This window comes from Micromonospora sp. WMMD712 (genome assembly GCF_029581295.1).
Classification (GTDB): domain Bacteria; phylum Actinomycetota; class Actinomycetes; order Mycobacteriales; family Micromonosporaceae; genus Micromonospora; species Micromonospora carbonacea.
In genome coordinates this window covers 1,038,472-1,050,166 of record NZ_CP120743.1, presented here as the reverse complement: position 1 = coordinate 1,050,166, position 11,695 = coordinate 1,038,472, and the positions used below count along the sequence as shown (strand labels likewise).

General features: G+C 75.6%; 10 protein-coding genes. 6 read left to right on the top strand and 4 right to left on the bottom strand.

All coding sequences use genetic code 11. From position 1 onward, the window contains the following. Positions 1–28: 28 nt before the first annotated feature. The 4 genes from O7633_RS04175 to O7633_RS04160 all read right to left on the bottom strand — a co-directional run bounded on the left by O7633_RS04175 (position 29) and on the right by O7633_RS04160 (position 4,890). Positions 29–712, bottom strand: a complete 684-nt coding sequence (locus O7633_RS04175) for an SGNH/GDSL hydrolase family protein (RefSeq protein ID WP_282326136.1) — start codon at positions 710–712, stop codon at positions 29–31. Positions 713–752: 40 nt separating this feature from the next. After that, a complete protein-coding gene (locus O7633_RS04170) occupies positions 753–1,712 on the bottom strand; it encodes an exo-alpha-sialidase (RefSeq protein ID WP_282326133.1) in 960 nt (319 codons plus the stop codon). A 200-nt stretch (positions 1,713–1,912) separates the two neighbouring features. Beyond that, positions 1,913–3,154: an MFS transporter gene (locus O7633_RS04165; protein ID WP_282326131.1), complete on the bottom strand. Its 1,242-nt coding sequence runs from the start codon at positions 3,152–3,154 to the stop codon at positions 1,913–1,915. 149 nt (positions 3,155–3,303) lie between these two features. Then, positions 3,304–4,890, bottom strand: a complete 1,587-nt coding sequence (locus O7633_RS04160) for an AMP-binding protein (protein ID WP_282326130.1) — start codon at positions 4,888–4,890, stop codon at positions 3,304–3,306. A gap of 381 nt (positions 4,891–5,271) precedes the next feature. On the opposite strand from O7633_RS04160, the gene O7633_RS04155 reads away from it, so the two are divergent. The 6 genes from O7633_RS04155 (at position 5,272) to O7633_RS04130 (ending at position 11,664) form a co-directional block, all read left to right on the top strand. Then, positions 5,272–6,543: an SGNH/GDSL hydrolase family protein gene (locus tag O7633_RS04155; RefSeq protein ID WP_282328463.1), complete on the top strand. Its 1,272-nt coding sequence runs from the start codon at positions 5,272–5,274 to the stop codon at positions 6,541–6,543. 68 nt (positions 6,544–6,611) lie between these two features. Then, the gene (locus tag O7633_RS04150; RefSeq protein WP_282326129.1) at positions 6,612–7,829 is read left to right on the top strand and encodes a cytochrome P450; all 1,218 of its coding nucleotides are present in this window, start codon (positions 6,612–6,614) and stop codon (positions 7,827–7,829) included. Positions 7,830–7,844: 15 nt separating this feature from the next. Further along, entirely contained in the window at positions 7,845–8,843 is a 999-nt protein-coding gene (locus tag O7633_RS04145; protein ID WP_282326128.1) for an alpha/beta hydrolase, read from the top strand. Further along, positions 8,836–9,990, top strand: coding sequence for an alpha-hydroxy acid oxidase (locus tag O7633_RS04140; RefSeq protein ID WP_282326127.1), 1,155 nt, complete (start codon positions 8,836–8,838; stop codon positions 9,988–9,990). The genes O7633_RS04145 and O7633_RS04140 overlap by 8 nt, the downstream gene beginning before the upstream one ends. Then, positions 9,987–11,342, top strand: coding sequence for a PLP-dependent aminotransferase family protein (locus O7633_RS04135; RefSeq protein WP_282328462.1), 1,356 nt, complete (start codon positions 9,987–9,989; stop codon positions 11,340–11,342). Before O7633_RS04140 ends, O7633_RS04135 begins: the two co-directional genes overlap by 4 nt. A gap of 61 nt (positions 11,343–11,403) precedes the next feature. Beyond that, positions 11,404–11,664, top strand: coding sequence for a hypothetical protein (locus tag O7633_RS04130; RefSeq protein ID WP_074477232.1), 261 nt, complete (start codon positions 11,404–11,406; stop codon positions 11,662–11,664). Positions 11,665–11,695 lie beyond the last annotated feature (31 nt).

Below are 11,695 nucleotides of genomic sequence, written 5' to 3'. Positions count from 1 at the left end.
TCTCCCCGAGGGCCGCCGCCGGGTGAGGTCACCGGCGCGCGGCGAGGTGCGCGCCGAGGCGGCGGACCGTCTCGGCGGCGGCGATGGCGTCGCTGCGGGCGCTGCCGTGCCGGCCGTCGCCGCTGTACAGCGTCGGGTCGGCCACCGCCGGGTGGTCGGTCAGGTGCACGTGCAGGGTGCCGAGCCGCTCGCCCAGCGCCCGGGTGTGCGCCGCCAGCCGGCGCATCCGCCCGCCCAGGCCCTCCCGCAGCCGCGCCGGCACCGCCGGGCTGTGCGACACGTCGAACATGCCCACCGTCACCACGTCCGCCCCCGCCCCCTGCAACCCGGTGACCATGGCGGCCAGCTCCGCGTCGACGGCGTCCGCGTCGTAGGCGGAGCGGAACGCGTCGTTACCGCCGCACACCACCAGCGCCAGGTCCGGGCCGAACGCCACCGCCGGGGCGAGCTGGGCGGCGCGCACCTCGTGCGCGCGCAGCCCCCGCAACCCCAGGTTGAGGTACGCCAGCCCGGGGCGGGCCGCGTCCAGCTCGGCGGCGATCCGGTCGGCCCACTGCACGTCCGGGTAGCCGTCGACGGGCTCGCACAGCCCCTCGGCGACGCTGTCGCCGAGCACCACGAACCGTCGCCACGGGTGCCCGGCGAGCAGCCGCGCGCTCTCGCCCGCGCGCAGGCAGTACGGGTCGGTGGCTTCGGTGCGGCTCGCCGGCATGACCGGCACGCTAGCCGACCCGCCCGCCGCGTCGACACCCCTACCCGTCGAGCGTCACCTCGGCCAGGTACACGCACGTCCGCTCCTCGTGGGAGGAGTAGTAGCTGACCCGCAGCACCCCGTCGTGCCAGTCCAGCCCGGGGTAGCCGCAGTCGCCGCCGGAGGGCAGCGCCAGCAGCTCGGTCAGGGTGCCCCGGTGCGGGTCGACGGCGCAGACGGCGGTGCGCGGGCCGCCGTCGAGCAGGCGTACCCCGGCGACGAGGCGGCCGTCGGGCAGCCCGAGCAGGGCCGGCCCGCCCACCCGCCCCCCGAGGTCGGTCCACGTCCAGTGCCGGTACGGCGGGCGGGCCCGCCCGAGCTGGGCGGTGGCCGCCTCCCGGTCGCGGCGCAACAGGCAGGTGGCGGTGCCGTCGGGGCCGAGGACCAGCCCGGACTCGTTGGGGTAGCCGCCGAGGAAGAGGGTGTCGACGACCGGCTGCAGGTCGAGCCCGTCGCCGCTGCGGTAGAGCCGGACGAACCGGGGCTCCCGGGTGGCGTACCCGACGCCGTACATCGCGCCGCCGTGCCAGGCCGCCTGCCACACCCAGATGTCGCGCTCGCCGACCGGCGTCGGCTCGCCCCAGCGCTGCCCGTCGGCCGACAGCCAGGTCAACGTGCGGAACGCCTTCGGGTCTGCCCCGGGCCCGTCGGCGTGGCCGGTGACCGCCGCGGCGAGCAGTTGCAGCCGGCCGTCAGGCCGGGTCACGAACCGGGGGTCGCGCAGGTCGGTGGCCACCCGCTCCAGCCGGGCGACGGGGGACCAGTCCCGGCCGTCGGCGGAGGCGAGCACCCGGATCGCCCCGTCGGCGGAGAGGTGTCCGGCGCCCTCCCGGTACGCGCACAGCCACCGGCCCCGGTGCCGGACCAGGTCGGTGAAGGCGTTGTGACCGGCGGCGTCGCCGATCCGGCGCACTTCGCCGAGCCGGGCGGTGGCCACCGGGCTGTCGGTCGATGACGGCATGGTTCTCCTCGCGGGTCGCCGGTCCGGTCGCGCCCGGGGAGGGAGTCGGTGCGACCCGACCGGCCACGGTAGGCGCACCAGCCGACGCGACGCGGGCCCGTCGGCGAACGCGGGGCGAACATGCGAGGAAGCCATGTCGGGCGGGTGGGGGTATCCCGGAGGTCGGATACCGCCACCCGCCCGGCACGGCGAGCAGGTTCCTACCCTGCGGCCGGCGGGGCCGGGGCCGGGCGGGACCGGCCCGCGCGCAGCGGCCCGGCGAGCAGCGGCCCCACGGTCAGCACCGCGCACAGCACCGCCATCACCAGCAGCGCCGGCTTGAGGCCCAGCACGGCGACCGACCAGCCGCCCAGCAGCGCGCCGACGGGCAGGCCGACGAACGCCAGGGAGCCGGCGATGCCGAGCACCCGGGTCTGCAACGCGTCGGGCACCCGCTCGTAGAGGGTGGCCCCCAGCAGCGGGTTGACGGCGGCGATGCCGATGCCGGACAGGAACGTCACCACCAGCACCACGACGAGGTGGTCGGTGACCGCCATGGTCAGCAGCCGGGGCGCGCCGCTCATCGCCGCGCCGACGGCGAAGACGAGCGTGCGGGGCAGCCTCGGGCCGACCATCGTGAACACCACGTTGCCCAGCAGCGCCCCCGCGCCGAACACCCCCAGCACCAGGCCGAAGCCGGCCGGGTCGCCGAGCACGTCGCGCACCCAGACGGGGATCCACACGGCGGTGTTGGCGGCGGCCATCATGTTCAGCGCGGAGACCACCAGCAGCATGGCCAGCAGCACCCGGTCGGTGCGCAGGTAGGCGAACCCGGTGCGCAGGGCCCGGAAGTAGCTCTCCCGGGGCGCGGCCGGCGCGTCGGCGGCCGGCGGGCGCACCAGCAGCCCGACCAGCAGCGCGCAGAGCGCGAAGGTGCCCGCGTCGATCCAGATGGCCCGGGTCACCCCGACCCAGTCGATGAGCAGGCCCCCGATCACCGCGCCGAACAGGGTGACGCCCCGGGCCAGGCCGTCGTAGGCGGAGGTGAGCCGGATCAGCTGCACCCCGGCGCGCTGCGCCGCCGGCCGGAACATGACGTGCTTGACCCGGTCGCCGATGCCGCGCAGCCCGCCGGCCACCGCGACGAGGGCGACCAGCGCCCCGAAGCCGAGCCACGGGGTCATCGCCACCACCGCCACGACCGCCGCGCTCGCCGCGTCCACCACGATGGACGTGCGGCGCACCCCGAACCGGTCCGCCCACGGCGTCGCCAGGGAACTGGACAGCATGTACGGCAGGAACTCCGCCGCCGCGACGATGCCCATCTTCGCGGGGCTGCCCGTGGTGGTCAGCACCAGCCACGGGATCGCGATGACGGAGATGCGGCTGCCCAGGTTGGAGATCAGGTCGGCGGCGACGAGGGTGACCAGTTCCCGCCGCGCGGCGGCCCGCTCCCGGTCCACGCCGCCTCCCTTCGCCCCGACCGCCGGGCCGGCCGCGGAACCGGCCCCGGCGCCGGTCTGCGGGCCGGCATCCGTTCCGGCCGGGGCGCCGGCGTCTGCTCCGGCGGGGGCACCGGCGTCTGTCGCCGCCCCGGGGACGGCCTCGGTCGTCACGCGGGGCTGCCGACGTGGTCGGCGGGGCGGCCGGCGGCGTACCGGGCCCGCAGCGCCAGCTTGTCGACCTTGGCCGACCGGTTCAGCGGCAGCGCGTCGACGAACTCCACCGCGCCCGGCGCCCACGTCTCGCTCAGCTCGGCGGTGACCAGGGCGATCAGCTCCGCCCCCGTCACCGTCGCCCCCGGCGTCGCCACCACGTACGCGTACGGCAGCTCGCCGGCCACCTCGTCGGGCACCCCGATCACGGCGGCGGCCCGCACCTGCGGGTGCCCGGCGAGCACGTCCTCGATGGGCCGGGAGTAGATCGGCCAGCTCCGCTGCCGGGTGAGGATCCGGTCGGCGAGCCGGTCGACGAGGTAGAGGTAGCCGTCGGCGTCGAGGTGGCCGACGTCGCGGGTGCGTACCCAGCCGTCGACCAGGGTCTCGGCGGTCAGCTCGGGCTGGCCGTGGTAGCCGGCGAAGCTCAGTTTCGTGCGTACCCACACCTCCCCGTCGACGCCGGCCGGCAGCACCGCCCCGTCGGCGTCGCGGATCTGCACCGCCACGTCCCCGTACGGCTTCCCGCAGGAGCGCAGCCGTTCCGGGTGTTCCGGGTCCTCGGTCAGCCCCGGCTGGGCGGTGATCACGACGGCCTCGCTGAGCCCGTACACGATGCGCAGGACCGGGCCGAAGCGGGCGATCGCCTGGCGCAGGCGGGCGGGCGCGGCGGGCCCGGCGCCCACGTTGAACATGAACATGGCGGAGAAGTCCGCGCCGGGCAGGTCGGGGTGGTCGAGCACCTCGTAGAGCATCGGCGGGGTGACGAACGTCGAGTTGATCTGCTCCCGCCCGACGGTGGCGATGAACGCCGCCGGGTCCCACCGCTCGCGCAGGAACAGCACGCCGCCGCTGAACAGGTTGACCAGGGTGGTGATCTGGCCGCTGGCCAGCCACATCGGCGAGTGGGACAGGTGCCGCAGCAGCGGGATCCCGCCGGAGCGGAAGCCCTCGGCGAGGGCGAGGACCTGGCGGTAGAAGCTCTCCCGGTGGTGCACCAGCTTCGGGGTGCCGGTGGTGCCGCTGGTCTGGAGGAACGACTCCGGCTCCGGCACGCCGCCAGGCAGCCCGGCGGCGGTGGTGCCGGAGTCGCTCAGGTCGGCGGCGGTGAGGTCGGGGCCCGCGCCGCCGGGGCCGAGGCAGAACACGGGCACGCCGGCCAGGTCGGCGGCGATCCGCGGGCCGAGCCCGTCGCCGTCGCGGGCGTCGTAGACGAACGCCTCCGGCCGGGACAGCCGGACGAAGTCGTCGACCTCGCGGCGGGAGGTGACCGGGGCGACCCACATCGTCCGGCAGCCCAGCAGGTGCAGGGCGAGTTGGAGCAGCGGTCCCTCGACCGCGTTGCCGAGCATCACCAGCACGGCGTCGCCCGGGCGGACCCCGCCGCGGGTCAGCGCGGCGGCCATGCCGCGCACCTGCGCGGCCACGTCCAGATAGGTCAGTCGGCGTCCGCCGCCCACCAGGGCCTCCCGGTCGCCGAAGCCCTCGAACAGCTCCAGCGCCTCGTGCACGTAGGTGGTCGGTCGGTCGGCACCGTCGGTCATCGCCAGCCCCCATCAGCTTCCGGCGGCGGTCGGCGGCGGCCCGGCGGGGCGCCCGCGACGACCGGCCGCGAGCGGCGTCCCGGCAGCTCAGGGGCCGGGACGCGGCGACGGCGGCGCGCTTCGGCGACCGCACCGCCGCCTGCTTCGAGCGTAGGCCGCCCGGCCGCGCCGGGCACCGGGCCGATCGGTGCGCCGCCGCAGCTCGACGTCATTTGATCTTGTCGATCAGGTTGATTGACGCCTGTCAGGGGCGCGGCTAGGTTTCTGGACCATCGTCCAGGAGGCTGTCGTCAGTGGACGACCCTGGGCTGCCAACATGGAGGTTCAATGTCGACTCCGAACAAGTGGCGCTTGATAACGGCCCCGAAGAGATGGCAGGTGATCGCCGCTGCGGCCACGGCGCTGGTCGTGGGAGCGCCGGCCGTGGTGGCCACCGCCGGCCCGGACACCGGGAAGCGCCCCGGCGCACCCGTGTGGGCGGGCAGCTGGGCCGCCGCGGTGACCCGGGGCAACACGGTCGGGCTGACCAACACCGGCCTCAACAACCAGAGCATCCGGATGATCGTGCACACCACCGTGGGCGGTCCCCGGCTGCGCGTGCGGCTGAGCAACGTCTACGGCGAGCAGGCCGTGAAGGTCGGCCGGGCCACCATCGCCCGGCCGGACACGTCCACCCCGACGGACCTGTCGGACGTGGCCGCGCCGACCGTCAAGGAGCTGACCTTCAACGGCTCCGCGTCGGTCACCATGAACAAGGGCGGGGAGCTGCTCAGCGACCCGGTCGACCTCCCGGTCGGTGACCAGGAGGACCTGGTCGTCACGCTGTACTTCCCCGAGCTGACCGGGCCGGTGACCTTCCACGGCCAGTCCCGGCAGACCACGTTCATCGGCGCCACCGACCTCACCGGTGCCGCCGGCGGGACGGGCTTCACCATCCGCCCCGACTGCTGCTGGATGTTCCTGTCCGGCGTGGACGTGCAGCGCAAGCTCAGCCCCGGCTCGGTCGTCGTCCTCGGCGACTCCATCGCCGACGGCAACGGCAGCACGGTCAACACCAACCGGCGCTGGCCGGACCTGCTCGCCGACCGGCTGATCGACGCCCGCCCCGACGTGCGTACCCCGGGTGTGCTCAACCTCAGCCTGGCCGGCAACCGGCTCAACCACGAGGGCACCGAGCCCGGCGCGGGCGGCTTCCCCGGCTACTACGAGCTGGGCCCGAACGCGCTGGCCCGGCTCAACGAGGACGTCTTCCCGCAGACCGGCGTGCGGACCGTCGTGACCCACCTGGGCATCAACGACATCTGGATGTCGGACGACTCCGCGGAGAAGATCATCGCCTCGCTGCGGCAGGTCAACCAGCAGGTCAAGGCCCGCGGCCTGACCAGCCTGGTGGCGACGCTGACCCCGTACGAGGGGCACGGCAACCCGGGCGTGTGGACGCCGGAGAAGGAGGCCACCCGCCAGGCGGTCAACGCGTACCTGCGGGGCAGCCACGAGTTCGACGGGCTGCTCGACTTCGACAAGGTGCTGCGCGACCCGGCCCAGCCGAGCCGGCTGCTGCCGGCGTACGACTCGGGTGACCACATCCACCCGAACGACCTGGGCAACCAGGCGATGGCCGACGCGGTGCCGCTGCGCCTGCTCGGTCTGTGACACCGGCGGGGCGGCGGGGGTGAACCCCCGTCGCCCCGTCGCCAACTTCCTGGGGAGGAAGCACCACCGTGGACGTCAGAGAGCTGCTCTCCGGCCTGTACAGCGACCAGGGCCGGCAGAACCCGTACCCCTTCTACGCGGCCCTGCACGAGCTGGGCCCGATCCGCGAGATCCCGAACCGCCCCGAGCACAGCACCGTCAGCGCCGTCGCCGGCGGGTACGACGTCGTCGACCAGGTGCTGCGCGACCCGGAGTGGCTCAAGCAGTCCCCGCCCGGCTGGGAACAGCACGAGATCCTGCGCACCTTCGAGTCGTCGATGATGTTCATCAACCCGCCCGACCACACCCGGATGCGGGCGGTGTTCGCCAAGACGTTCACCCCGCGCCGGCTGGGCGCGCTGGAGCCGGTGATCACCCGGGTCACCGACACGCTGCTGGACCGGATGGCCGAGGCGGGCGCCGGCGGGGCCGAGGTCGACTTCGTGGCCGACTTCGCGTACCCGATCCCGGCGCTGGTGATGGCCGAGTTCATCGGCCTGCCCGAGGCCGACCTGCCCTGGTACCGCGAGCGGGTCGACTGGATCGACGACTTCCTCGACGTGGCCGGGGCGACCCCGGAGCGGCTGGCCAAGGCCAACACCGCCGCCGCCGAGCTGCGCGGCTACTACCGGGAGCGGATCGCCGAGCGCCGCCGCGCCCCCGGCGAGGACCTGATCAGCGGCCTCGTCGAGGCGCTCGACTCCGGTGGCGTCGACCTCACCGAGGACGAGCTGATCAGCAACCTCATCGTCCTGTTCAACGCCAGCTTCGTCACCACCGTCTACATGTTCAGCAACGGCCTGCCGCTGCTGCTGGAGCACCCCGACGTGACCGCCGCCCTGCCCGGCGACGACGAGCTGACCCGGGGCTGCGTCGACGAGGTGCTGCGCATGCAGAGCCCGGTGCACTTCCTGGCCCGGGCCGCGCCCCGCGACACCGTCCTGCACGGCGTGCAGGTCGCCGAGGGCGAGAACGTGATGCTGCTGATCGCCGCCGCCAACCGCGACCCGGCCCGCTTCCCCGACCCCGACCGGTTCGACCCGCGCCGCGCCGGCCCGCCGTCGCTGGCCTTCGGCGTCGGCCTGCACTTCTGCCTCGGCTCGGCGGTGTCCCGGCTGGAGGGCCAGCTCGCCCTGCCCCGGCTGTTCGCCCGCTTCCCCGGGCTGCGCATCACCCAGCAGCCCGTCTACAGCGGCAGCCTGTTCCTGCGCGGCATCGACAAGCTGTTCGTCACCACCGGCGAGTAGAGGAGAGACCCACCCATGCCCCTGGACCCGCAGGTGGTCGCGTACCGGGCCGCGCGCGCGGCGGCCGGCGTCGCGCCGCTCTACACGCAGACCCTCGCCGAGGCGCGCGCGGCCGACCTGGCGGCCATCCGGGCCGGGGGCGGCGACGTCGAACCGGTGCACGCGGTACGCGACACGGTCGTCCCCGGCCCGGCCGGTGACCTGCCGGTACGCGTGCACCGGCCGGCCGGGGACGGCCCGCTGCCGACCCTGGTCTACTTCTTCGGCGGCGGCTGGACCCTCGGCAGCGTCGACACCGCCGACGGGATCTGCCGCCGGCTGGCCAACGCCACGGGCTGCCAGGTCGTCACGGTCGGCTACCGGCTCGCCCCCGAGCACCCGTTCCCGGCGGCGGTGCACGACTGCCACGCCGCCGTGGACTGGCTCGCCGCGCACGCCGACGAGTTCGGGGCCGACCCGGCCCGGCTGGCCGTCGGCGGGGACAGCGCGGGCGGCAACCTCGCCGCCGCCGTGACCCTGCTGGCCCGCGACGGCGGCGGGCCGGCGCTGGCCGCCCAGCTGCTGGTCTACCCCAACACCGACCAGCGCGAGCGCGCCGGGCCGGCGGGGTCCGCCGATCCCGCCGGGCCCGGCGGGGAGCAGGACCCGCTGCTGTTCAACCGGCACTCGGTGGCCTGGTACCGGGGGCACTACCTGCCCGAGCCGGCCGACGCGGCGAACCCGCTCGCGTCGCCGCTGCTCGCCGAGGACCTGACCGGCCTGCCGCCGGCCCTGGTGATCACCGCCGAGTACGACCCGCTGCGCGAGGAGGGGGAGCGCTACGCCGACCGGCTGCGCGCGGCGGGGGTGCCGGTGGAGCTGGCCCGCTACCCCGGGATGATCCACGGATTCTTCGCCATGCCGGGGGCGTTCGACGCCGGCCGGCACGCCCAGGACCGGGCCGCCGCGTTCCTGCGCGACCGGCTCGGCGTCGCCCCGGCGGTGCCGGCCGACGCGGGCGCGGTCGATGGCTGAACCACTCGCCCCGGCCGCGCCCGCCCCGCCCGCCGCCGCGCCTGCGGCCGGTCCCGCCGGTGCGACGCCGTTCGCGGCGAGCCTTGCCGACTTCGCCGCGCTGGCCCGCGCGGCGCTGCCGCCCGAGGTGTACGACTTCGTGGCGGGCGGCAGCGGCGCCGAGACCGCCCTCGCCGCGAACCGGGCCGCCCTGGACCGGGTCGCCGTGCTGCCCCGGATGCTGCGCGGGATCGACCGGCCCCGCACCGACGCCCCGCTGCTCGGCCGGCCGCAGGCCCTGCCGGCGGCGGTCGCGCCGATGGCGTACCAGCGGCTCGTGCACCCCGACGGCGAGCCCGCGCTCGCGGCGGCCGCCGGCGCGGCCGGGGTGCCCTACGTGGCGAGCACCCTGAGCAGCGCCACCATCGAGCAGATCGCGGCGGCCGGCGGGCCGGTGTGGTTCCAGCTCTACTGGCTGCGGGACCGGGGGATGGTCCGCGAGCTGGTGGACCGGGCGCAGCGGGCCGGGTGCACCGCGCTCATGCTCACCGTCGACGTGCCGATCCTGGGCCCCCGGCTGCGCGACGTGCGCAACGGGTTCGCGCTGCCGCCGCACGTGGCCGCCGCGAACCTGCCCGGCAGCCGCGACGACCTGGCGCACGCCGGCACGCCCGGCACCTCGGCCGTGGCCCGGCACACCAGCGCCGCGTTCGCCTCGGCCCTCACCTGGTCCGACGTCGCCTGGCTGCGGGGGCGCACGGACCTGCCGCTGGTGGTCAAGGGCGTCCTGGACCCCCGCGACGCGGTGCTGGCCGCCGACGCGGGCGCGGACGCGGTGGTGGTGTCCAACCACGGCGGGCGGCAGCTCGACGCCGCTCCCGCCGGGCTGACCATGCTGCCGCAGGTGCGCACCGCCGTCGGCGACCGGTGCGAGGTGCTGGTCGACGGCGGCATCAGCGGCGGCGTCGACGTGCTGCGCGCCCTGGCGCTGGGCGCGTCGGGGGTGCTGGTGGGGCGGCCGCTGCTGTGGGCGCTGGCCGTCGGCGGGCGGGCCGGCGCCGACGCCGCGTTCGCGCTGCTCGCGGCGGAGCTGCGCGACGCCCTCACCCTCGCCGGGTGCGCCGACCCGGCGGAGGCCCGCGACCTGCGTACGATCACGGAAGGCTGAACGTGGACGGTGGACGACCGGTGGACCTGAGCGCGCACACCGACCTGGACGTGGCCGACCTGCACCCGGCGGTCGGCGACCCCGCGCTGAACTCGATGAACTTCCTCAACGAGGTCGCCCAGCGCTATCCCGACGCGGTGTCGCTGGCCGCCGGCCGCCCGTACGAGGAGTTCTTCGACGTCGCCGACCTGCACCGGCACCTGGAGACCTTCCGCGCGCACCTGGCCGACGACCTCGGCTACGGCCCGGCGCAGGTGCACCGCGCCCTGTTCCAGTACGGCCGCACCAAGGGCATCATCCACGACCTCGTCGCCCGCAACCTCGCCGTCGACGAGGAGATCACCGTCGACCCGGAGTCGATCGTGGTGACGGTCGGCTGCCAGGAGGCGATGTTGCTGGTGCTGCGGGCGCTGCGCGCCGGCCCCGCCGACGTGCTGCTCGCCGTCGCCCCCACCTACGTCGGGCTGACCGGCGCGGCCCGGCTCGTGGACCTGCCGGTGCGCCCGGTGGCCGGCGGCCCGGCCGGGATCGACCTGGCGGACCTGCGCGCGCAGGTGCGCCGGGCCCGCGCCGAAGGGCTGCGCCCGCGCGCCTGCTACGTGATGCCGGACTTCGCCAACCCGTCCGGGGCGAGCATCGGCCTGGCCGACCGGCGGCGGCTGCTGGACCTCGCCGCCGCCGAGGACCTGCTGCTGATCGAGGACAACCCGTACGGGCTGTTCCACGCCGACGGCGCGGGGCGGGTGCCCACGCTCAAGGCCCTCGACACCGGGCGGCGGGTGGTCTACCTCGGCTCGTTCGCCAAGACCGTGCTGCCTGGGGCGCGGGTCGGCTACCTGGTCGCCGACCAGCGGGTGCGCGACGCCGACGGGACCGTCGGGCCGCTCGCCGACCAGCTCGCCAAGATCAAGAGCATGGTCACGGTGAACACCTCCGCCATCGCCCAGGCCGTCGTCGGCGGGGCGCTGCTCGCCCACGGGTGCAGCCTCGTCGCCGCCAACACCCGCGAGCGCGCCGCGTACGCCCGCAACCTGCGCCACCTCGTCGACGGCCTGGCCCGGCGGTTCCCCGACCCGTCGCCGGTGCGGTGGAACGTTCCGGCGGGCGGCTTCTTCGCCGTGCTGAGCGTCCCGTTCCCCGTCGACGACGTGCTGCTGCGCCGCTCCGCCGAGGACTACGGCGTGCTGTGGACGCCGATGGCCCACTTCTACGACGACACCGCGCCGGTGGCCGCGCTGCGGCTGTCGATCAGCGCCGTGACGCCCGGGCAGATCGACGCCGGCCTCGACCGGCTCGCCGCGCTGATCGCCGACGAGCTGGCCCGGTCGCCCGTCCCGGCGGCCCGGGGCTGACCCCGCACTGTCGTCGTTCCGCCACCCCCCGTGCGCCACCGGGCCGGGTGGACCGGCCATAATGGACGGCATGGTCGCATGGGAGTACGCACTGTTGGTCCGCCGCTACCAGGGGCAGGGGCGCAATTTCCACGTCTCGTTCGTGTGGTACGGCCCGGACGGGTCCCGCACCGACATCACCGCGTACGGCGACACCGCGATCGCGCACCTCAACCGGGCCGGCCGGGAGGGCTGGGAGCTGGTCTCCGCCGCCGAGGACGTGAACAACGTCCAGGGCAGCACCGAGGTCCACCGCTACCACCTCAAGCGCCCCATGGCCTGACCCCCGCCCGCCCGCTCTCCGGGGCCGGCCC

Bases quoted from the DNA above. Each gene is read 5' to 3' on its own strand.
- O7633_RS04170 (WP_282326133.1), bottom strand. From the start codon at position 1,712: ATGCCGTCATCGACCGACAGCCCGGTGGCCACCGCCCGGCTCGGCGAA.
- O7633_RS04140 (WP_282326127.1), top strand. From the start codon at position 8,836: ATGGCTGAACCACTCGCCCCGGCCGCGCCCGCCCCGCCCGCCGCCGCG.
- O7633_RS04175 (WP_282326136.1), bottom strand. From the start codon at position 712: ATGCCGGCGAGCCGCACCGAAGCCACCGACCCGTACTGCCTGCGCGCG.
- O7633_RS04130 (WP_074477232.1), top strand. From the start codon at position 11,404: ATGGACGGCATGGTCGCATGGGAGTACGCACTGTTGGTCCGCCGCTAC.
- O7633_RS04145 (WP_282326128.1), top strand. From the start codon at position 7,845: ATGCCCCTGGACCCGCAGGTGGTCGCGTACCGGGCCGCGCGCGCGGCG.
- O7633_RS04160 (WP_282326130.1), bottom strand. From the start codon at position 4,890: ATGACCGACGGTGCCGACCGACCGACCACCTACGTGCACGAGGCGCTG.